This window comes from Micrococcus sp. KRD070 (assembly GCF_017168435.1).
GTDB lineage: Bacteria > Actinomycetota > Actinomycetes > Actinomycetales > Micrococcaceae > Micrococcus > Micrococcus luteus.
Genome location: NZ_JABFNH010000022.1, coordinates 347,956 through 369,002, shown reverse-complemented (window position 1 = coordinate 369,002; position 21,047 = coordinate 347,956). Strand labels below are relative to the sequence as shown.

The window sequence follows — 21,047 nt, the reverse complement described above, 5'->3', positions numbered from 1 at the left end:
ACGCGGCTGGCGATAGACCCCGAAACCGGAACGGGTCCTCCAGGAAAGGAGACGAGCATGCAGGACAAGATCAAGGTCGCGGTGAACGGGTACGGGGTCATCGGCAAACGCGTCGCCGACGCGGTCCGGGCCCAGGAGGACATGGCGCTGGTCGGAGTCAGTGACGTCATCGCTGACTACCGGATCGCGACTGCGGCCGGGAAGGGTATCCCCGTCTACGCCTCTACCGAGCAGGCCCTACCGGTGATGGCGGATGCCGGCCTTCCCGTCGTCGGAGGCCTGCACGACCTGCTCGAGAACGTTGACGTCGTGGTGGACTGCACCCCGGCCCAGGTGGGCGCCGGCAACCTGGAGCTCTACCGTGCCCACGGGGTCAAATCCGTGTTCCAGGGCGGGGAGAAGCACGATCTCACCGGCCACTCCTTCGTCGCCCACGCCAACTACGCCACCGCCCTGGGCCGGGACAGCACCCGGGTGGTGTCCTGCAATACCACCGCCACCGTCCGGGCCCTTACCGCGCTGAAGGACGTCGGACTGCTGTCCAAGGCCCGGGGGGTGCTCATCCGCCGGGCCACCGATCCGTGGGAATCGGACCATTCCGGGATCATGAACACCATCGTCCCCGAGGGCCGAATCCCCAGCCATCAGGGGACCGACGCCCAGTCGGTGGTCCCGGACCTGGACGTGGTCACCATGGCCGCCAAGGGAGCCCACACTCAGAACCACCTGCACTACTGGACGATCGAGCTCACCCGCCCGGCCGAGAAGCAGGAGGTGTTGGAGGCGTTCCGGGCGATGCCGCGGATCGCCTTCGTCCGGCGCTCGGACGGCGTCGTGGCGGTCAATAGCACCGTGGAACTCATGGAGGACCTGGGCCGGCCCCGGGGTGATATGTATGAGGTGGCCCTCTGGGAAGACATCCTCACCGTGGACGGCAACGAGCTGTACTACACCTACACGGTGGACAACCAGGCGATCGTCGTCCCCGAGAACATCGACGCGATCCGGGCCCTCACCGGAACCGTCGACGACGGCGGCGAGTCCATCCGGCGCACCGACCGCGCCTTGGGGGTACGCCAGGACTTCGTGCGCTCCTCGGTGGCTGCCCGTTGAACTGCGCGGCAGACGCCGCTGAGGCGGTGCCCGGCCCCAGGAATGGGGGGTGGTCGGACACCGCTTCGGCGGCCGCGGACTACCGCAGCGGTCCTATGGCCTCCGGTCAGGTGCGAGAGGCCGTCGCGATCGCGTTGATGGCCTCATCCAACACCGCATTGAACTGCGCTGGGCTCTGGGCCGTACTCAGCCCTTCGGTCAGGGCGCGGGAGAAGCTGGCGATCACGCCGTGGTTGCGGGCCAGCAGGGTGGTGGCCTGGGCCCGGGTATAGCCGCCCGACAGGGCCAGGACGCGGATCACTCGGGGATGGCCCACGAACTCACGGTAGAAGTCCGCCCGCTCCGGCAACGTCACTTTGAGGATGACCGACTGGTCGTCTCCGAGCTTGTCCAGTTGGGCGAGGATTGCCACCTTGAGCTGGTCCTCCACCTCGGCCTTGCGGGGGCTGCGGATATCCACCTCGGGCTCGATGATGGGCACCAGCCCGGTAACGAGGATCTGACGGGCGAGCCCGAACTGCTGCTCCACGACGGAGCCCACCCCGTCCCCGGGCAGCTTGATGACCGAGCGCATCTTCGTCCCGAACATGTGCTTTTCGACGGCTCGAGACAGTAAGTCATCCAGGTGCGGGATGGGTTTCATGAGCTTGGCGCCTTGCTGTTCCGGGGCCAGGCCCTGGTCGATTTTGAGGAAGGGCACGATGCCTTTGCTGTTCCACAGGTAGTCGCCCGTGGGGGAACCCTCGACCTGGCGGTTCATTGTGTTCTCGAACAGGATGGCCCCGATGACGCGCTCACCGTCGAAGCTGGGGCTGGTGATGATACGTGTGCGCACCTGGTGTACCAGGTCGAACATCTCCTCTGGGCCGGAGTAGGCATCCTTGTCGATCCCGTAGAGGTGCAAGGCCGCCGGGGTGCTGCCCCCGCTCTGGTCCAGCGCCGCGACGAATCCGGCACCGTTCCTGACCCTCTGATACTTCTCCGAGTCCATGGGAGCCTTCCGCGGCGAGGGAGCACGGTGGTCCGGGTTCCCTGCGCGCGTCATGGACGACTGGCCGCCCTCAAGGGGGAACGGTCATCAGCAGGCTCAACCCAGGGTGACGAGCAGGTCCGCGCAGGCCTGCTCACACCGGCGGCAGGCCTCGGCACACACCTTGCAGTGCTCGTGCATCTGGGCGTGGCTCTCGCATTCGTCCCCGCACGTCTTGCAGGCGGCCCGGCAGGCCTCGAGCAGGGCGCGGGTGGTCTCGACGTTGTTGCCGGTCTGCCGGGACAGCATCCGGCCTGTGGCGGCGCAAACATCGGCGCAGTCCAGGTTCAACCGGATGCACTGCCTCAGGTCGGCCACCATGTCCTCGGCCAGGCAGGCGTCCGCGCAGGCCGTGCAGGTCTGGGCGCACTCGAAGCAGGCCTGGATGCACTCGGCCAGCTTCTGCCGGTCGATGTTGCCCACATTCTTTGGGTAGGTGTCCAGCATGGCGCTCACGTGATGGGTCATGATGTGCTCCTTCGTCGATCTGATCCGACGCACCGGCCTTCGCCGGCCCGCCCTGCCATCGACCATAGACCGCCCCGCCGACGCGGGTGAAGGGCTCAACCTTGAAGGTTCCGTGAAGATCGCCGGCCACGGAGGCCCGCGGACTCCTTTACGGGCAGGGATGACGCAGGTGTGACCAGCCGCCCCTCAGCCCGGCCGACGGCCCTGAGGACCACGCCGACGGGGAGGACCAGCAGGGCTCGCCTCAACGTGGATCCTGTCGGACCGGACGGTCGGTGTCGGGAAGAGCGCTTATGCGATCCGACCAGGGGCGTCGAGGCCGCCGGTGCAGGGTTGCCGGGTGCATTCGGATCGAGGATCGCAATTTCGAGCCAGGCGGTTCGTGGAGACGCTCCGGGTCAACGGCCTGGTCGGGTCGATGGGCAGGGTCGGTGCTGCTGGGGACAACGCGGCAATGGAATCCTTCTTCGCACTGTTGCAGAAGAACGTGCCGAACCGGCGTCGCTGGCAGTCCTTCGACCAGCTCTGGCTCGCGATCGTGAGCTGGATCGAGCGGACCTATCACCGCCGTCGTAGGCAGGCCCGTCTCGGGAAGCTCACCCCTGTCGAGTTCGAGATGGTTCAATCAGTCCAGGCGGCTGCCGCCGCCTGATAACTCGTGTCAAGCAAACTCATGGCAGACCCCCAGCACGAGACCAGGCCCGCGGACCGTCACCGGCCAATGCATAGAGGCATCTGACAGGGGCGATCGTTCATCGACGCCAGATGGCCCAGGGCACCCCGCGACCCAGAACCGCCATCTAGTTGTTGTGGGTCATGAGGTTCTTGGCACGAGGCCCGGGCTGAGATGAGACGAGCGGGCCCCGCCCGGCAGGATGGAAGTTCCTCAACAACCCCTCCGCTGGAAAGAGCCCGCTCATGACCCACGCTAACGCACCCCTGACCCCCACCGGCCGTCTCAGGATGAAGCGTCCCGGGTTTCGTGCCGCTCCTATGTGGGTGCCAGCTCTCGGTTGAGGGCGGCGTAGTAGGCAGTCTCGTACTCGGCCGGGGTGGTCATAGCCAGGGACGAGTGGAGCCTTCGATTGTTGTACCACTCGACCCATCCGGCGGTGGCGTACTCGACGTCGGCGATGGTCTTGTACGGGCCGTTGTGGAAGATCGTGGTGGTGATGCACTCGGTCTTGTACAAGCCGATGACGCATTCCATGAGCGCGTTGTCATACGCATCGGCGACGGTCCCGATGGACGCGGCGATGCCCTCGGCGGCCAGGTGCTCGGCGAAGCGAAGGCTCGTGTACTGCGACCCGGCATCGCTGTGCGCGATCAGCTCGCCGGGCTGCACAGGGTGCCCGTGCCGGTCACGGTCCCACAACGCGGTCCGCAGCGGGGTCAGGACCAGCGGGGTCGTCTTGGCCGTCGCGGCATGCCAGGCGAGGATTCTCTGCGAGTAGCAGTCCAGCACGAACGCGACGTATACGAAGCCCGCCCACGTGCGCACATAGGTGAAGTCCGCGACCCACTTCGTGTTCGGCGCGGCCGCGGTGAAGTCTCGATTGAGCAGGTCACCGGCACGGCAGCCGTCCTTGGCCGGGACGGTGGTGCGCACTGGCCTGCCTCGACGCACACCGTTCATCCCCGCAACCCGCATGAGCCGGTCCACACGACCGGCGCCGACCTGGTGACCTTCTCGACGCAGCCACGCGGTCATCTTCCGACGCCCGTACAGCCCTTCCGGGGTGCCGACAAGGTCGTGCAGGACGTTGAGCAGTGGGCTGACCCCGTTTCGTAGGTCCAGTCGTTATGAGAGTCGTCCTGTTGCCCGCGGTCGCGGGCAGGGAGACTGGTCAGATCATGACGAACAGCAGGAAGCGTCACACCCCCGAGCAGGTCGTCCGCACCCACCGTGCCCAGCCCGCCCGAGACCTCTGGCCCGGCACCCCCGTCCTGACCCGTAGGAGGAAAGGGTCTGCCGTGAGTTTGGTTGACATCTGATCTGTGGTCCCGGGAGGGACTGCTGGAAGGATGACCCCATGCCCGCTGCATACCCCCGAGAGTTCCGCCAGGACGTGGTCGCGATCGCCCGTAAGGGTCAGATGCCGATCGCGCAGGTCGCGAAGGACTTCGGCATCGCCGAGTCCTGCCTACGGCGCTGGCTGGCCCAGGATGATGTCGAGGCCGGGATCCGGCCCGGCATCACCAAGGCTGAGAACGAGGAGCTGAAGGCTCTCAAGCGCCGCAACCGCGAGTTGGAGATGGAGAACGAGGTCCTACGGCGTGCGGCCGCGTATCTGTCCCAGGCGAACCTGAAATTGGGTCAGTCCCCAAAATGACCTATCCCGTCGTGAAGGACCTGGCCCGCGACGGGATTCCCGTGAAACTCTCCTGCCGGGTCCTCGGGTTCTCCCGTCAGGCCTACTACCAGTGGCTGGCCGAACCTGTCAGCGAGCGGGAATGGTCCGACGCGCATGCCGCCAACGCCGTCCTCGATGCCCATGCCGATGACCCGGAGTTCGGATACCGGTTCCTGGCTGATGAGCTCCGCGGCCGTGGCCTGGCCGTGTCGGACCATCAGGTGTTGAAGGCCTGTCGGCTCGTGAAGGTCCGCTGCTGCCACTCGATCCGTCGCGGCTCGGGCAAGCGTCCTGGCCCTGCCGTTCATGATGATCTGGTTCGTCGTGAGTTCGCCGCTGAGAAGCCGAACCAGCTGTGGCTCACGGACATCTCAGAGCATTGGGCCGGGGATTCCAAGCTCTATCTCTGCGCGGTCAAGGACGTGTTCTCGAACCGGATCGTGGGCTACTCGATCAATCGGCGGATGAGCTCGCAGCTGGCCGTGGACGCCCTGCAGATGGCTCTGGGCCGGCGTGGAGGCAAGGCCGAGGTGCAGGGTTGCCGGGTGCATTCGGATCGAGGATCGCAATTTCGAGCCAGGCGGTTCGTGGAGACGCTCCGGGTCAACGGCCTGGTCGGGTCGATGGGCAGGGTCGGTGCTGCTGGGGACAACGCGGCAATGGAATCCTTCTTCGCGCTGTTGCAGAAGAACGTGCTGAACCGGCGTCGCTGGCAGTCCTTCGACCAGCTCCGGCTCGCGATCGTGAGCTGGATCGAGCGGACCTATCACCGCCGTCGTAGGCAGGCCCGTCTCGGGAAGCTCACCCCTGTCGAGTTCGAGATGGTTCAATCAGTCCAGGCGGCTGCCGCCGCCTGATAACTCGTGTCAAGCAAACTCATGGCAGACCCTTCTCACGCGCCTGAATCTCGCCGTCATGGATCGACAGCACCTCGGTCTGTGCGCCAGCCCGCTCCAGAAGCGCCGCGCAGGCTCTGACTGACCGACATCAGGAAGCACTTCACGGCTGAGGAGAAGCTCTGTCTCTGCGCGAACAAGGCCGTCGCAGGCCGCGGCGGTGCAGCCGTGGTGGCTGGGTGCCTGGTGCACGAGGACCGGGGCTCGCAGTTCCGATCTGGCCTATTTCAGGACGCGCGCACCCGTCATGGGCCGATCGGCTTCGTACTCGACGTCCTGACGCGCGGTTCTGCCGGCCGGTCGGCCTGATCCCGCGCTCCGGGTGATCACGGCGTCGGATCGAACCTGAAAGGTCGGCGTCGGCGCCGCGGTGGGCGGCATGCACCACCCCCGCGAGTGCCGTCTCGCGTCCCGCACTCTGATGCGCCCGCCCGCGCCCTCACTCCGCCAGGAACTCCAGCAGGATCCGGTTGAACTCCTCGGAGTGGCTGATGCTGAAGCCGTGCGGGGCATCCTTGACGAGTTCGACGCGGCTGCCGTCGATCGCCTTGTGCGTCCGCTTGCCGGAGCCCTTGAACGGCACGATCTGGTCGGCGTCGCCGTGCAGGACCAGGGCCGGCACGGTCACCGCCGGCAGGTCGCGGCGGAAGTCGGTGGCCCCGAACGCGTCCATGCAGGCCAGCGCCGCCGTCTGGTCGGACTGCAGCGCCATCCGGATGGCCTCCTGGCGCTGCTCCTCGGTGACCTTGAGGCTGCTGGTCAGACCGGCCAGCTTGGGGGTGGAGAAGAACGTCGTCGTGAAGTCGTCGAAGAACGACTCGCGGTCCTTCTCGAGACCCGCGCGCATCTCGGCGGCCTGCTTCTCGGTCAGCGGGCCGTCGGGGTTGTCGTCGGTCTTCAGCAGGTACGGGGGCACCGCGCCGGCGAACACCACCGAGTGGATCCGGTCCGCGCCGAACCGGGACATGTAGCGCGCCACCTCGCCACCGCCCATCGAGAAGCCCACGAGCGTCACGTCACGCAGGTCGAGCTCGGTGAGCAGACCGTGCAGGTCGGCGGTCATCGTGTCGTAGTCGTACCCGCCGGCGGGCTTCTCCGAGGCACCGAAGCCCCGCCGGTCATAGGTGATCACGCGGTAGTGCGGGGACAGGGCTGCGACCTGGTCCTTCCACGAGTCGAGGGTCAGCGGCCAGCCGTGGATGAGGACCACGGGACGCCCGTGGCCGGCCTCCTCCACGTTCAGTCCGATCGTGCCGTGGTCCGTGGGGATCTGCATGAGGGTCATGTGCGTCTGCCTTCCTGTGCTCTCGGGGGACGACGGCGGCGCTCGGCCGCCGCTTCCTCCTCACGCTAGGCACGCGCTCGGCACGTGTCAGGCTTCGGTCTCCGCCATCCTGCGCAGCGTCAGCGCGTTGAACGCGGCGTGGCCGTGGTTGTCGTTGTTGAAGTAGACGTAGGCGGGGCGCGCGCCCGCCGCGTCCGCGCCGGTCAGCTCCCGCAGCCGCTTCACCCAGGGGGAGAGCTCGGCGTCGGAGAACGATCCGCCGTAGCGCCAGTCCGGGTCCGCGTTGTGGAAGCGCACGTAGGCGAGGCGGCCGGTCGCGCGCAGCACCGGCTCCCGCCCGGCGATCACCGAGACCACGAACCCCGCCCCGTGCCGGTCGAGGAGGTCGAACACGTCCTCGTCCAGCCAGGACTCGTGCTGGACCTCCACCGCCACGCGCACCCGCTCGGGCAGCAGGCCGAGGAACCCGGCGAGTCGGTCGTCGTCGCGGTGCAGGTTGACCGGCAGCTGCAGCAGCAGCGGCCCGGCGTGGTCACCGAGCAGGTCCAGGGTGTGCACGATGCGCTCCACCCAGTCCTGCGGCTCGTTGAGCTTGCGGTAGTGGGTGAGGTAGCGGGAGGCCTTGACGGCCATCTCGAAGCCGGCGGGCAGGCGCTCGCGCCATGCCTCGACGGTGCTGTCCGCCGGCCAGCGGTAGTGGGAGCCGTTGAGCTCGACCGTCCGGAAGCGCTCCGTGTAGTGGTCGAGCTGGTCGGCGATCCGCAGCCCCTGCGGGTAGAAGGTCCCGCGCCAGTGCCTGTAGGTCCAGCCGGAGGTCCCGATCCGCACGTCCATCCCCCGACGATAGCCCCGGCCCGGGTTCCCGGGTCTTGCCTTCACCCTCCGTCGCCCGCGTAGCGTCCCGCTGATCATCGCGGTGGCTCAGAGGTACGACCGGAAGATGGGCATCGGCTCCCTGATCGCCACGATGCTCCCGTCCTCGATCGCCTTCCTGCCCGCGTGCACCGGCATGGTCATCGGCTGGAGGTGGCTGGGCCTGCCGCTGGGCCCGAACGCCCGGTCCAGTACACACCGTGACCGGCCCGGTGCCCGCCCGCGACCCGGGCGCCCGTCCACTACTGTGACAGGAATGGACACGACGCGATTCGACGACGACCTGCGCGCGATGCTCGGCGAGGTGGAGTCGGACCGCCGCGGCGAGCCCTCCGACTACCTCGAGGACGTCGCCGGCCAGCATGTGGACGGCCTCGCCGTGGCGGTGTGCACGGTGGACGGCCACCAGGCCGCCGCCGGGGAGACCGAGCACGCCTTCGCGCTGCAGTCGGTCTCCAAGGCCCTCACCTACGCGGTGGTGCTGCAGGAGATCGGCCTGGACCACGTGCTGGAGGACGTGGGCGTCGAGCCCTCCGGTGAGTCGTTCAACCACCTGTCCCTGCACGACGACGGCCGGCCGTGCAACCCGCTGATCAACGCCGGCGCCATCCTGGTCCACTCCCTCCTGCCCGCCGGGGACGAGGACGAGCGGACGGCCCTGCTGCTGCGCCGCTACAGCGCGCTGGCCGGCGTCGAGCTGGAGGTCTGCGAGGACGTCCTCGACGCCGAACGCACCCGCGCCGACCGCAACCTGGGCCTGGCCCACCTGCTCGCCGACGCCGGCCGGCTGCCCATCTCGGCCCGCGAGGCCGTGGCCGGGTACCTCGCGCAGTGCTCGGTCCTGGTCACCGCACCCCAGCTGGCCGTCATGGGCGCCACCCTCGCCGCTGGCGGCACGAACCCCGTGACGGGGGAGCGGGTGCTGGACGAGTGGGTGGCGCAGCAGACGATGTCCGTGATGCTCACCTGCGGCATGTACGACGCCAGCGGCCAGTGGGTGGCTGAGGTCGGCGTGCCCGCGAAGTCCGGCGTCTCGGGCGCGCTGCTCGGTGCCGTGCCCGGGGCCCTGGGCCTCGCCGCGTGGTCGCCGCGCCTGGACGAGCAAGGTAACTCCCGGCGTGGCATCGGGTTGTTCGAGGGGCTCAGCTCGCGCTGGGACCTGCACGTGCTCCAGCACCGTGGCGCCCTGCGCGGCCTCAGCGGGCCCCGCTGACGCCTAGCCGCCGCCGCCAGGGCCACGCCGACGACGCCGCGCCCCGTCCCTTGTCACCCTCTGACGCGCGCCGCGTAGCATCGGGCCCATGACCACTCCAGAGAAGAAGGACGACGCCCCCGCGATCCCCGTGCAGGACTCCCAGCTGGCCCACGACGACCCGCGCACCCGCCACCCGAAGCTCCGCATCACCAAGCAGCGCCAGCCCGAGCCGGGCCTGGACGTGAAGACGGATCCCGTCCCGGACATCGGTCTGGACTCGTACCGGGGGACGGGCCGGCTGACCGGCCGCAAGGCCCTGGTCACCGGCGGCGACTCCGGCATCGGTGCCGCGGTCGCCATCGCCTACGCCCGTGAGGGCGCGGACGTCGCCATCGCCTACCTGCCTCAGGAGCAGCCCGACGCCGACCGCGTCCTGGCGGCGATCGAGGCGGCCGGGCGCACCGCCGTCGCGTTGCCGGGCGACCTGATGGACGCCGACTACCGTGCCTCCCTCGTGGACGAGGCCGCGCAGCGCCTCGGCGGCCTGGACATCCTCGTGAACAACGCGGGCAAGCAGTTCATCTCCGATGACCTGACCGATCTCACCGACGAGCAGGTCCACGAGACGTTCCAGATCAACATCATGTCCATGTTCACGCTCAGCCGCGCCGCGCTGAAGCACATGGGCCCGGGCAGCACGATCGTGAACACCACCTCGGTGCAGGCCTACAACCCCAACCCGAGGCTCCTCGACTACGCGGCCACCAAGGGCGCCATCAACAACTTCACCAAGGGCCTGGCCGAGCAGCTCGGCCCGAAGGGCATCCGTGTCAACGCGGTGGCGCCCGGGCCCATCTGGACGGTGCAGCACGTGTCCTACGGTGAGCCCGAGGAGAAGCTGCCCGAGTTCGGCCACAGCACTCCCATCGGCCGCGCCGGCCAGCCCGTGGAGATGGCGCCCGCCTACGTGTTCCTTGCCTCGGGCGAGTCCAGCTACGTCAACGGCGAGACCCTCAACGCCAACGGCGGCACGCCCACCCCGTGACCGCCCGCCTCCTCGCCGACGTCGACACCGGCATCGACGATGCCTGCGCCCTGCTCCACCTCGTGGGCGCCCACCGCCTCGGTGTCGGCCCCGAGCTCGCGGCCGTCACCACCACGGGCGGCAACGCGACCGCCCGGGACTGCGCCCTGAACACGGCCGCGGTGCTGGACCTGGCCGGTCGGGCCGACGTCGAGGTGGCCGTCGGTGCCGAGACCCCGCTGCGCCGCCCTGCGGTCACCACCCCGGAGACCCACGGCGACGGCGGTCTCGGCCATGCCCGGATCGTTCGGCGCCCCGAGCGGCTCTCGTCCCGGCCCGCCGTGGACGTGTGGCTGGACGAGCTGCGGGCCCACCCCGGGGAGACGACGATCCTCTGCACCGCGCCGCTGACGAACCTGGCCCTCGCCCTGCGCACCGAGCCGCGCCTGCCGTTCCTCGCCCGCGGCATCGTGATCATGGGCGGCTCCTTCTATCATCCGGGCAACACCACGCCCACCGCCGAGTGGAACACCTGGGTGGACCCGGACGCCGCGAAGGAGGTGTTCGCGGCCGTCGAGGGCCTGCCCGAGGACCGCCTGCCGATCGTCTGCGCGCTCGAGACCACGGAGCGGATCGAGTACACGCCGGCCCTGCTGGACGGCCTCTTGGCCGACGCCGGGGCCCGCCCCGTCGGCTGGTCCGCGGACCGGCCGCGGGTCGCCGGGCCGGACGCCGCCACCGGCAGCCCCGTCCTGGACGTGCTCGCCGACGCGCTGCGCTTCTACTTCGAGTTCCACCACGACTACGACCAGGGCTACATCGCCCACCTGCACGACCTCTTCGCCGCCCAGGTGGCCGCGGGCCAGGCCCGCATCGCCACGCGGGCCACCGTCGTCGATGTCGAGGCGGACTCGGAGCTGCTGCGCGGCACCACCGTCCACGACACGCGGGACATCTGGGGCAGGCGCCCCAACGCCCAGCTCGTCACGGCCAACGACCCCGCGGAGGTGTTCGCGGCCTTCGCCCGCGCGGTGGGCGCCGTCGTCGCGGGGGAGCGCACGCTCGACGGCGGTTCCCCGGCCCGGTGACCGCCGTCGGGAATGCCCCCCGTCCGCGTGCGGTTGCACCCGAGGCATCCGCCCGACCCCGACCCTCCAGGAGCTCCCTCATGACCGACGTTCCCACCGTCCCCTTCCACGACGGCCAGCAGATCCCGCAGCTCGGGCTCGGCGTGTGGCAGGTCGAGGACGACGTCGCGGCCGACGTCGTCGAGCAGGCGATCCGCGCCGGCTACCGCCACATCGACACCGCCGCGATCTACGGGAACGAGGAGGGCGTGGGCCGCGGCATCGCCGCGTCCGGCGTCGCCCGCGAGGAGCTGTTCCTCACCACCAAGGTGTGGAACTCGGACCAGGGCTACGAGGAGGCGCTCGCCGCCCTCGACGTCTCGCTCGACAAGCTCGGCACCGACTACGTCGACCTCTACCTCATCCACTGGGCCAAGCCGGCGCAGGGGAAGTACCTGGACACCTGGAAGGCCCTGATCGAGGCGCAGAAGCAGGGCAAGGTGCGCTCGATCGGCGTCTCCAACTTCCCGGCCGCCCAGCTCGAGGAGATCATCGAGGCCACCGGCGTGGTGCCCGTGATCCACCAGGTCGAGACCCACCCGTACTGGCAGCAGCGCGAGCTGCGCGAGGTCGAGGGCCGCCACGGCATCGTCCACGAGTCCTGGTCCCCGCTCGGTCAGGGCGGCGACCTCCTCGCCGACCCCGTGGTCACGGAGATCGCCGAGGCCCGCGGCGCGACGCCGGCCCAGGTGGTCATCGCGTGGCACCTCGCCCACGGCTTCGTGGTCATCCCCAAGTCCGTGACGCCCGAGCGCATCGTCTCGAACCTCGAGGCCGCGGGGGTGGAGCTGACCGACGACGACGTCGCCCGGATCGACGCCCTCGACCGCGAGGACGGCCGTCTCGGCCCCGACCCGGCGGTCATCGACTTCTGATCCAGCCGCCATCGCGCGCACCCGGCCCGTCCCCCTGGGGGCGGGCCGGTGATAGCTTTGCTCGAGAATGCCCGGCGACCGCCGCGCCGCCCGGGCGCATCTGTCCAGGCACTCCACGGAAGGCATGCACCATGTCCCACCAGGCTCCCCCCGCCGATGCGTCGAAGGTCCGCGCGCCGCGGACCGCCGTCCCGGTGACCCCGCAGACCCGCGCGAGCTCGCTGACCGACCTGCTCGGCGCCGTCGTGCGCCTGTTGCCCCTGCAGATGAAGGACGAGCTCGAGCTCGCCAAGAGGCACGTGGCCGCGAAGGGCAAGAAGGCCGGCATCGGCGCCGGCATCGCGGTGGTGGGCCTGTTCTTCCTCGCACTCATGGTGGTCGCCCTCGTGGTGACCCTGATCGGCGCCTTCGCCGACCCGACCTTCTGGTTCCCGGCGCTGATGGTGGCGCTGGCGTTCCTCGTGCTCGGCCTGATCTTCGCCGGCGTCGGCCTCATGATGGTCAAGGGCGCCATGCCGCTCGTGCCGCAGGAGATCGTGCGCAACCTCGAGTACGACCTCGGCTACCTCAAGGAGGGCAACGCCTTCGATCCGGCCGAGTACGACCGCCTCAAGGCGGAGCGCGCCGAGGCCAAGCGTGTCGAGGCCGCCCGCGAGGCCGAGCGGAAGAAGGTGGAGAAGGAGGAGAACAAGAAGGCCCGCAAGAACGGCGAGGCCGCTCCCCATCCGGACCGCGCCGACGCCAGCGAGGCGGAGATCCGTCGCCGTGCCGACCTGCGCCGCCGCCACCTGGGCGACATCCGCTCCGGCCTGGACGAGAAGACCAGCGTGAAGGGCCAGCTCGCGGCCTTCGCCGCGCAGCGCAAGGGTCGCGGCGTCACCCCCGAGACCGCACACGCCACCGAGCAGACCGCGCCGTTCACCGGTGCCGCCCGCGCGGGGGAGCGGACCGCCGAGGCCGAGGACTACGTGAAGGACAACTGGCAGCCGCTCGCGCTGCTCGGCGCCTCCTCCGCCGCGTTCGTGGCGCTCGCCGGCCGCCTGCGCCGCCGCTGACCCGGGGGGGTGCCCGCCCTCCCCGGCCCCTGAGGCCCCGATCCCCACGGATCGGGGCCTCGTCGTCTGCGGGGAGGGGCGACGGCGTCGGTAGGCTGGGCGTGTGGGGCGCCCGGCGGGGGCGTCCGCCCGCGGACCCTGGAGGAGCGACCCATGCGTGTGATCGACGTCGGCCTGCGCGAGGGCCACGAGTACCGCGTCCGCGACACCTGGCTGACCGTGCCGAACCTCATCACCCTGGCCCGCTTCGCCCTGGTCCCGGTGTTCGTGTGGCTCACCGTCGACGGCCGGCACCTGGACGCGTTCGTGATCCTGGCGGTGCTCTCCGGCACGGACTGGGTGGACGGCTACGTGGCGCGCCGGTTCGACATGATCTCCACGGTCGGGCGGTGGCTCGACCCGGTGGCGGACCGCCTCTCCCTGCTGGTGGTGGCCGTGACGTTCGTGGCCACCGGTATCGCCCCGCTCTGGCTCGCCCTGGCCATCGCGATCCCGGACCTCGTGCTCGCCGCCGTGTGCCTGTGGCTGTTCGGCGGCAGCCCGGATCTGCCGGTCACGGTCCTGGGCAAGGTGCGCACCGCGCTGCTGCTGGTGGGCACGCCCCTGCTGCTGCTCGCCCGTGTGCCGGGGGTCGACGGCGGCCCGTGGAGCGGCGTGGCCCTGGCTCTGGTCGGCGCCGGTTGCCTGCTGCACATCCTCGCCGCGGGGGACTACCTCGTGCGCGCTGTGGGCAAGGCCCGCGGCCTGCGGGCGGACGGTCAGGACCCGCGCGAGCACCCGTCCCGCCGGGGCTGACCCCCTCGCGCATCCTCGTGCCGGCGCCGACGGTTGCTACCGTGGGACGCGCGCCGTGCCCGCGGCCGATCCTCACGGCACGGGCCGGGCGCCGTCGTGCCATCGCCACCACAGAGAGGGACCGCCGTGTCCGACCGTCCCGGGATCGCCGCCGACCGCCCCCTGAAGGTGCTGATCGCCGCAGACACCTATCCGCCGCACGTCAACGGGGCCGCCACCTTCGGCCACCGCCTCGCCACGGCGCTGCACGCGCGCGGCCACGAGGTCCACGTCGTGATGCCGCGCAGCGAGGCCGGCCCGGACACCGTGGAGCACCGGCCGGAGGCCACCGTGCACCTGCTGCGCTCCCTGCCGGCGCCGACGCACGAGTACTACCGCGTGGTGCTCCCGCGGCATGCCAAGATCTCCTTCCGCCGCATCTACCGCGAGGTCCAGCCGGACGTCGTGCACGCCCAGTGCCACTACATGATCGGCGAGGCCGCCATCAACGAGGCCGAGCGGCGTCGCATCCGGATCGTCTCCACGAACCACTTCATGCCGGAGAACCTCGAGCCGTTCCTGCCGTTCCCGCAGTGGTTCCTGGACATCGTCTCCCGGGTGTCGTGGAAGGACATGGGTCGACTCATGGGCAAGGGCGCGGTGGTCACCACCCCCACGGCCCTCGCCGCGCAGGCCATGGCCGAGCACGCCGGCCTGGACAACGTTCTCCCGGTCTCCAACGGCATCGACGCGAGCGCCTACGAGCTGCAGCCGGGGGAGAGGGTGGACCATCCCGGCCATCCGGTCGTGCTCTTCGTGGGGCGGCTGGCCGTGGAGAAGAACGTGGAGGTGCTGATCCGTGCGATCGCGCACCTGGCCCGCACCCGCCCCGACCTGGACGTGCACGCCGAGATCGTCGGCGACGGCGAGCAGCGCGACCGCATCCGTGCCACGGTGGACGAGGAGGGGGCGGCCGACCGCGTCCTGCTGCGCGGCCACGTCTCCGAGGAGGAGCTGCGGGCGGCCTACCTGCGCGCCGACGTGTTCTGCCAGCCGGGCACGGCGGAGCTGCAGTCCCTCGTGACCCTCGAGGCGCTCAGCGCGTCCACCCCGGTGGTCCTCGCGGACGCCCTCGCGTTGCCCCACCTCGTGGACGAGGGCGTCAACGGCCACCTCTTCCCGCCCGGGGACCACGTGGCCCTGGCCGATCGGATCGCCCGGATCCTCGACCTCTCGGACGCGGACCGCGCCGCCATGGGCGAGGCGTCCCACGCGAAGGCCCTGCATCATTCCGCCCAGAAGACGGTGGACATCTTCGAGCGCCTCTACCGCGGCGCGACGGCCGCCGAGGTCCGCGCGATGCTCTGAGCCCTGTCGGTAGGATGGGCGGGTCCCGCGCGATGCCGCGGGGGAGGGGCGTTAGCTCAGTCGGTCAGAGCAGGGGACTCATAATCCCTGGGTCGCGGGTTCAAGTCCCGCACGCCCTACAGAAAACGGCCCCCGGCCGCGCGGTATGGCGCGGGCCGGGGGCCGTCGTCGTGCCGGTGCTCAGTAGCGGGCGGCCACCGCGAGCATGTCGGACTTCATGATCGTCGTGGAGGTGAACACCAGGCCCGCGTCCTCGTTGAGGGCGTGGGCGAGCTGGCCGCCGCCCATGTACATGGCCGTGTGGTAGATGCGGCCGGTGGACTGGTTCGCATAGAACACGAGGTCGCCGGGCTGGGCCTGGGAGATCGGCACGTAGGACTTCGCGGCGAGGTACTGGTCGCCGGCGCGGCGCGGGATGGAGATGCCGGCCCGGGCCATGGCCTGCTGGGTGAGGCCGGAGCAGTCGAAGCCGGAGGGGCCGTTGCCGCCCCACACGTAATAGGAGGACGGGTTCCGGACGGCGGAGCGCACGTAGTCGACGGCGGCCTGCTTGGACGCGGGCGCCGGCGCAGGGGCGGGGGCGCTGGAGTTGGAGACCGAGGTGGTCTTCAGGACCATCCCCGGGTGGAGCATGGTCGAGGAGCTCATGCCGTTGATGGACTGCAGGATCGAGGCGGACACCCCCGTGCGGTAGGAGATGATCCACCAGCCGTCGCCGGCCAGCACGGTGTAGGTCGAGCCCGAGGTGGACGGCGCCGGGGCCGGGGTCGGGGTGGCGGTGCCGGAGGTCTTGAGGACCATGCCGGGATGCAGCACGGTCGCGGCGGTCATGCCGTTGAGCGACTGCAGCGTGGACATGGAGACGCCGGTGCGCTGGGCGATGATCCACCAGCCGTCGCCGGAGCGGACGGTGTAGGCGGTCTCGGCGGCCTGGGCGGTCTCGGCGACGGACACGGTGCCGACGCCGGTCAGGGCGGCGGCGCCCAGGGCGAGGGCCACGGAGGCGGCGGCGGTGCGGGGGGCGCGACGCACAGCGGCGTGCGAGGAGGTCACGGACATCGGATCTTCTTCCCGGACAGGACCTGCGGCCCGTGAGGGCGGTGCCTCCGGGCGATGCCCGGAACGAGGCCGGACCGCGGGTGCGAGTTGACGAGCAGTGCGGATGACCGGGTACGCGAGGACGCGGAGGAAGCCCCGGTGTGGCGGATCGGCTGTAACCGATCCGTGATCAAGATACACGATCGTTATCGAAACGCAATCAGAAATTCGGATGACGTCCAGGTGGCCGATCGGCGCTCGACGCGCCCCGGTCGGCACCTACCGTGCGCGGCTGTCCCCGCCCCTCTCCGGCGCGGCGCTAGCGTGGTGCGGGTGAGCCCCTCCCGCCCCCTGCGCCTGCTGATGGACGCCCGCTACACCCGCACCGACTTCCACGACGGCATCTCCCGCTACGGCGCGAGCCTCCTCGAGGCGGTCGCCCGCCGGACCGCCGCACCGGGCCCGGCGGGGGCCGACGTCGAGGTCGAAGTCGCGATGCTGATCTCGGACGAACGACAGCTGGCCCTGCTCCCGGACGGCGTGCCGTGGCACCTCGTCTCCGGCCCCACCTCCCCACGCGAGCCGTTCGTGGCCCGTCAGGTCGCGCGCCTGCGACCGGACGTCGTCTTCTCGCCCATGCAGACCATGGGGTCGTGGGGGCGGGACTACGCCCTGATCCTCACGCTCCACGACCTCATCTACTACGAGCACCGCACCCCGCCGCGGAACCTGCCCGAGCCGATCCGCTGGCTCTGGCGGGCCTATCACCTGACCAAGATCCCGCAGCGGCTCCTGCTCGACCGCGCGGACGCGGTCGCCACGGTCTCCCGGACGACGGCGGAGCTCATCGCCCGGCACCGCCTCACCCGGCGTCCGGTCCACGTCGTCGCGAACGCGGCGCAGGCGGTCCCGGAGCCGCGGGACCCGGACGAGACCCCGGAGCGCACGCTGCTCTACATGGGCTCGTTCATGGACTACAAGGACGTCGAGTCCCTCGTGGCCGCCGCGCCCCTGCTGCCGGGCTACACGCTGCACCTGCTCTCCCGCATCAGCCCGGAGCGCCGCGGGCAGCTCGAGGACCAGTTGGCCGAGCGTCGCGCCGGCGCAGGGGCCGACGGCGCAGACGTGGTGTTCCACGACGGCACCGACGAGGCCGAGTACGTGCGCCTGCTCCGCCGGGCCACCGCGGCCGTCACCCTCTCCCGCGCCGAGGGCTTCGGCCTGCCCGTGGCCGAGGCGATGGCCCACGGCACGCCGGTGGTGTGCTCGGACCTGCCGATCTTCCGCGAGATCGCCGGCGCGGGCACCCCGTCCTTCCGGGGTGTCCCGCTCGAGGGGGACCGGGCGGCCGCGCTCGCCGCCCGCGTGCGGGAGCTCGAGGACCCCGCCGAGTTCGCCGCGGCCTCCCGGGCGAGCGTCGCCCAGGCGGCCCGGTTCAGCTGGGACGAGTCCGCCCGCCGACTCCTGGACCTCACGGCCGCGCTGGGTGCGGCGCGGCGTGCGGCCAGAGCACGGACGGACCGCTCCACCCGATGAGCACCAGCGGGTCGAGGTAGCGATCGAAGGCCGCCTCCCCCACACGCCAGCCGTCGGGCTCCCGCACGCCCCAGTGCACGCACGCCCGCGTGCAGTGCGGTGGCGCCCCGGCCAGTCGCCCCACCGGGTCGCCCGCGGCGACGACGGCCCCCACGGCGACATCCGCCTCCACCGGCTCGAGCGAGCTGCGGGTCCCGTCCTCGTGCTCCAGGGTCAGCACGGGGCGGTCGACCACGACCCCGGCGAACACGACCCGGCCCGCCGCCGGCGCCTGGATCGGAGCCCCGGTCTGCACGGCGAGGTCCACGCCCCGGTGCCCCCGACCCCACGGTCGCTCGGGTGCGACGAACGCGCGGAGCACGTCATCCGGGGCGGCGCCGGCCACGGGCGGGTGCCACGCGACCGGCGCGGCCGTCGCGCCCGGACCTGCCGGGGACGCCGCGACGAGCAGCAGCGCGTCACGCCCCGACGGTGCGGGCGTGGCCCGGGACACGGGGCCGAGGTCGCCCACCCCCGAGGCGAGGACGAGCCAGGCGAGCAGGGCCGCCGCGACGCACCCCGCGATGCGCGGACGCGGGAGCGGACGGGGGAGGAGCGTGCGAGGGGTCATGGCGACAGCCTGGCGTCCCGGGCGGCCGCGTGGCGGGCCCGCAGTCCCATCGTGGAGAGCGCCCGCCGCACCGGTCCCTGTGCAGGAGTCGGCGATGGGAGCGGTCGCCCACCTGGGGTAGGATTCACCTCAGCGGTGTCCTGTGGCCGGCCCAGTGCTGTGCCCCGGACACCGACTCCGCGCATCGCGGTGGGTCGCTTCAGCGGCCCAGCCCCCACGCTCGGTCCCGTCCCCGCCGTCCTCCTGGAGAGGACGTCGGCGCGGGTGCTCGTGGGGCCCGGCAGCCCGCCGTCGTGATGCCAGGGGCCGCCCGACCGGGCCGGCCGCCAACCGTCAAGAAATCGACCGGCAGACCGCCCGCGCGTGAAGCGCGGGGTGCCACGGCTGCCACAGAAGGGAACGTCATGCCCGTCGTGACCATGCGCCAGCTCCTCGACTCCGGTGTCCACTTCGGCCACCAGACCCGCCGCTGGAACCCCAAGATGAAGCGCTTCATCTTCACCGAGCGCAACGGCATCTACATCATCGACCTCCAGCAGTCGCTGTCCTACATCGACCGCGCCTACGAGTTCGTCAAGGAGACCGTCGCCCACGGCGGCACCATCCTGTTCGTCGGCACCAAGAAGCAGGCCCAGGAGGCCATCGCGGAGCAGGCCGGCCGCGTGGGCATGCCCTACGTGAACCACCGCTGGCTCGGCGGCATGCTGACCAACTTCTCCACCGTCTCCAAGCGCGTGCAGCGCATGAAGGAGCTCGAGGAGATCGACTTCGAGGACGTGGCCGGCTCGCAGTTCACCAAGAAGGAGCTGCTGCTGCTCAACCGTGAGCTCGAGAAGCTGCAGGCCAACCTCGGCGGCATCCGCAACATGGCCAAGACCCCCTCCGCCGTGTGGGTCGTGGACACCAAGAAGGAGCACCTGGCCGTCGACGAGGCCCAGAAGCTCGGCATCCCGGTCGTCGCCATCCTGGACACCAACTGCGATCCGGACGAGGTCGCCTACCCGATCCCGGGCAACGACGACGCCATCCGCTCCGTGAACCTGCTGACCCGCGTGGTCGCGGACGCCGTCGCCGAGGGCCTGATCGCCCGCCAGGGCGGCAAGTCCGGCCAGGCGGCCGCCGAGCCGATGGCCGAGTGGGAGCGCGAGCTGCTCGAGCAGCACAACGCCCAGCAGGCCGAGCAGGCCGAGGCCCCCGCCGCCGAGGCACCGGCCGAGCAGGCCGAGGCCCCCGCTGCCGAGGCGCCGGCCGAGCGGGCCGAGGCCCCCGCCGCCGAGGCCGCCCCGCAGGGCGAGTGATCCCGGCCGGTCCGTCGGCCCGGCCTCACCCGGCCGGGCCGACGGACCGGATCAGACCCCGAACATCCCGCACAACCCACACCACGGGAAGGACCGAACGAGCATGGCGAACTACACCGCTGCTGACATCAAGGCCCTGCGCGAGCGCACCGGCGCCGGCATGATGGACGTGAAGAAGGCTCTGGACGAGGCCGACGGCGACGCCGAGAAGGCCATCGAGATCATCCGCGTGAAGGGCCTCAAGGGCGCCACCAAGCGCGAGGGCCGCTCCGCCGCCGAGGGCCTCGTGGCCGCGACCGTCGAGAACGGCGTCGGCGTCATGATCGAGCTCAACTGCGAGACCGACTTCGTGGCCAAGGCCGACAAGTTCATCGCCCTGGGCGACGTGGTGCTGCGCGCCGCCGTCGCCTCCGGCGCCACCGACGTCGACGGCCTGCTGGCCTCCGACTACGAGGGCCGCACCCTGGGCGACTACGTGACCGAGGAGGGCGCCCTGCTGGGCGAGAAGGTGGCCGTGCGCCGCCTGGCCCGCGTGGAGGGCGCCTTCGTGGACGCCTACCTGCACAAGACCTCCAAGGACCTGCCGGCCCAGGTGGGCGTGCTCCTCGCCGTGGACGCCGACTCCGCCGACGCCAAGACCGCCGCGCACGACATCGCCGTGCACACCGCGGCCTATTCGCCCACGTACCTCACCCGTGAGGACGTGCCGGCCGAGACCGTCGAGAACGAGCGTCGCATCGCCGATGAGACCGCCCGTGCCGAGGGCAAGCCGGAGCAGGCCCTGCCGAAGATCGTGGAGGGCCGCCTGACCGGCTTCTTCAAGGAGATCGTGCTCGTGGACCAGCCGTTCGCGAAGGACCCGAAGCAGACCGTCGGCAAGGTCGCCTCCGACGCCGGCACCAACGTCACCGGGTTCGCCCGCTTCCGCGTCGGCAACTGACCGCCGCACCCGGACCGGCCGCTCCCGGTCCACGCCCCGCGGGGGCGTAGGATCGGGAGCGACCCGAGGTCCACTCCGGCGCCGGATGGCGCCGACGACCATCGCATGACGGGGTGGCCGCCCCGACCGGGCGGCCACCCCGTCCGCGTGTCCGCCCCCGGGACGGCCGTCCCGGGGGCGGACACGCG

Annotated in this window: 18 protein-coding genes, 1 tRNA gene and 2 pseudogenes; 14 read left to right on the top strand and 7 right to left on the bottom strand. The window is 70.9% G+C overall.

Annotated elements, in window-relative coordinates; genetic code table 11:
- The first annotated feature begins 57 nt into the window (after nucleotides 1-57).
- Nucleotides 58-1,113 (top strand): type II glyceraldehyde-3-phosphate dehydrogenase, encoded by a 1,056-nt coding sequence (locus J1M38_RS09370; protein WP_041102734.1) that lies wholly within the window; start codon nucleotides 58-60, stop codon nucleotides 1,111-1,113.
- Between the two features lie 106 nt (nucleotides 1,114-1,219).
- On the opposite strand, the gene J1M38_RS09365 is transcribed toward J1M38_RS09370, so the two are convergent.
- Together J1M38_RS09365 and J1M38_RS09360 are read right to left on the bottom strand one after the other, a co-directional pair.
- The gene (locus tag J1M38_RS09365; protein ID WP_206482013.1) at nucleotides 1,220-2,104 is read right to left on the bottom strand and encodes a fructose bisphosphate aldolase; all 885 of its coding nucleotides are present in this window, start codon (nucleotides 2,102-2,104) and stop codon (nucleotides 1,220-1,222) included.
- 96 nt (nucleotides 2,105-2,200) lie between these two features.
- Entirely contained in the window at nucleotides 2,201-2,611 is a 411-nt protein-coding gene (locus tag J1M38_RS09360; protein ID WP_002854316.1) for a four-helix bundle copper-binding protein, read from the bottom strand.
- 340 nt (nucleotides 2,612-2,951) lie between these two features.
- On the opposite strand from J1M38_RS09360, the pseudogene J1M38_RS09355 reads away from it, so the two are divergent.
- Nucleotides 2,952-3,263 (top strand): annotated as a pseudogene (locus J1M38_RS09355) (IS3 family transposase); the annotation flags it as partial.
- Between the two features lie 339 nt (nucleotides 3,264-3,602).
- On the opposite strand, the gene J1M38_RS09350 reads toward J1M38_RS09355, so the two are convergent.
- On the bottom strand, nucleotides 3,603-4,409 hold the full coding sequence (locus J1M38_RS09350) for an IS3 family transposase (RefSeq protein WP_144786150.1): 807 nt from the start codon (nucleotides 4,407-4,409) through the stop codon (nucleotides 3,603-3,605).
- Between the two features lie 235 nt (nucleotides 4,410-4,644).
- On the opposite strand from J1M38_RS09350, the pseudogene J1M38_RS09345 reads away from it, so the two are divergent.
- Nucleotides 4,645-5,822, top strand: a pseudogene (locus tag J1M38_RS09345) (IS3 family transposase).
- 478 nt (nucleotides 5,823-6,300) lie between these two features.
- On the opposite strand, the gene J1M38_RS09340 reads toward J1M38_RS09345, so the two are convergent.
- Both J1M38_RS09340 and J1M38_RS09335 read right to left on the bottom strand, forming a co-directional pair.
- Nucleotides 6,301-7,146 carry an alpha/beta fold hydrolase gene (locus J1M38_RS09340; protein WP_010079170.1) on the bottom strand — a complete coding sequence of 282 codons (846 nt, stop codon included), beginning with the start codon at nucleotides 7,144-7,146 and terminating at the stop codon, nucleotides 6,301-6,303.
- Nucleotides 7,147-7,233: 87 nt separating this feature from the next.
- On the bottom strand, nucleotides 7,234-7,980 hold the full coding sequence (locus J1M38_RS09335) for a DUF72 domain-containing protein (RefSeq protein ID WP_170721237.1): 747 nt from the start codon (nucleotides 7,978-7,980) through the stop codon (nucleotides 7,234-7,236).
- Nucleotides 7,981-8,050: 70 nt separating this feature from the next.
- On the opposite strand from J1M38_RS09335, the gene glsA reads away from it, so the two are divergent.
- The 8 genes from glsA (at nucleotide 8,051) to J1M38_RS09295 (ending at nucleotide 15,556) form a co-directional block, all read left to right on the top strand.
- Nucleotides 8,051-9,232, top strand: a complete 1,182-nt coding sequence (gene glsA / locus J1M38_RS09330; protein WP_274608422.1) for a glutaminase A — start codon at nucleotides 8,051-8,053, stop codon at nucleotides 9,230-9,232.
- Nucleotides 9,233-9,320: 88 nt separating this feature from the next.
- Nucleotides 9,321-10,259, top strand: a complete 939-nt coding sequence (locus J1M38_RS09325) for an SDR family oxidoreductase (RefSeq protein ID WP_049147656.1) — start codon at nucleotides 9,321-9,323, stop codon at nucleotides 10,257-10,259.
- Entirely contained in the window at nucleotides 10,256-11,326 is a 1,071-nt protein-coding gene (locus J1M38_RS09320; RefSeq protein ID WP_049147658.1) for a nucleoside hydrolase, read from the top strand. Before J1M38_RS09325 ends, J1M38_RS09320 begins: the two co-directional genes overlap by 4 nt.
- A gap of 80 nt (nucleotides 11,327-11,406) precedes the next feature.
- Nucleotides 11,407-12,240, top strand: coding sequence for an aldo/keto reductase (locus J1M38_RS09315; protein ID WP_044659469.1), 834 nt, complete (start codon nucleotides 11,407-11,409; stop codon nucleotides 12,238-12,240).
- A 131-nt stretch (nucleotides 12,241-12,371) separates the two neighbouring features.
- Complete coding sequence (locus tag J1M38_RS09310; protein ID WP_078026177.1) at nucleotides 12,372-13,295, top strand: phage holin family protein; 924 nt, start codon at nucleotides 12,372-12,374, stop codon at nucleotides 13,293-13,295.
- Nucleotides 13,296-13,448: 153 nt separating this feature from the next.
- The gene (locus J1M38_RS09305; protein WP_020624488.1) at nucleotides 13,449-14,090 is read left to right on the top strand and encodes a CDP-alcohol phosphatidyltransferase family protein; all 642 of its coding nucleotides are present in this window, start codon (nucleotides 13,449-13,451) and stop codon (nucleotides 14,088-14,090) included.
- Nucleotides 14,091-14,216: 126 nt separating this feature from the next.
- Nucleotides 14,217-15,437: a glycosyltransferase gene (locus J1M38_RS09300; protein ID WP_206481630.1), complete on the top strand. Its 1,221-nt coding sequence runs from the start codon at nucleotides 14,217-14,219 to the stop codon at nucleotides 15,435-15,437.
- Between the two features lie 45 nt (nucleotides 15,438-15,482).
- Nucleotides 15,483-15,556: transfer RNA gene (locus J1M38_RS09295), tRNA-Ile, on the top strand.
- Between the two features lie 61 nt (nucleotides 15,557-15,617).
- Here J1M38_RS09295 and J1M38_RS09290 read toward each other — a convergent pair.
- On the bottom strand, nucleotides 15,618-16,496 hold the full coding sequence (locus J1M38_RS09290) for a LysM peptidoglycan-binding domain-containing C40 family peptidase (RefSeq protein ID WP_206481631.1): 879 nt from the start codon (nucleotides 16,494-16,496) through the stop codon (nucleotides 15,618-15,620).
- A 312-nt stretch (nucleotides 16,497-16,808) separates the two neighbouring features.
- Here J1M38_RS09290 and J1M38_RS09285 point away from each other — a divergent pair, with 312 nt between their 5' ends.
- The gene (locus J1M38_RS09285; protein ID WP_206481632.1) at nucleotides 16,809-18,011 is read left to right on the top strand and encodes a glycosyltransferase family 1 protein; all 1,203 of its coding nucleotides are present in this window, start codon (nucleotides 16,809-16,811) and stop codon (nucleotides 18,009-18,011) included.
- Here J1M38_RS09285 and J1M38_RS09280 read toward each other — a convergent pair.
- A complete protein-coding gene (locus J1M38_RS09280; protein WP_206481633.1) occupies nucleotides 17,947-18,621 on the bottom strand; it encodes a M23 family metallopeptidase in 675 nt (224 codons plus the stop codon). The genes J1M38_RS09285 and J1M38_RS09280 overlap by 65 nt on opposite strands.
- Before the next feature lie 404 nt (nucleotides 18,622-19,025).
- Between J1M38_RS09280 and rpsB the strand changes: the two genes are divergently transcribed.
- Nucleotides 19,026-19,919 carry a 30S ribosomal protein S2 gene (gene rpsB, locus J1M38_RS09275; protein WP_036339469.1) on the top strand — a complete coding sequence of 298 codons (894 nt, stop codon included), beginning with the start codon at nucleotides 19,026-19,028 and terminating at the stop codon, nucleotides 19,917-19,919.
- A 103-nt stretch (nucleotides 19,920-20,022) separates the two neighbouring features.
- On the top strand, nucleotides 20,023-20,859 hold the full coding sequence (gene tsf / locus J1M38_RS09270) for a translation elongation factor Ts (RefSeq protein ID WP_010079157.1): 837 nt from the start codon (nucleotides 20,023-20,025) through the stop codon (nucleotides 20,857-20,859).
- The last annotated feature ends 188 nt before the right edge of the window (nucleotides 20,860-21,047 follow it).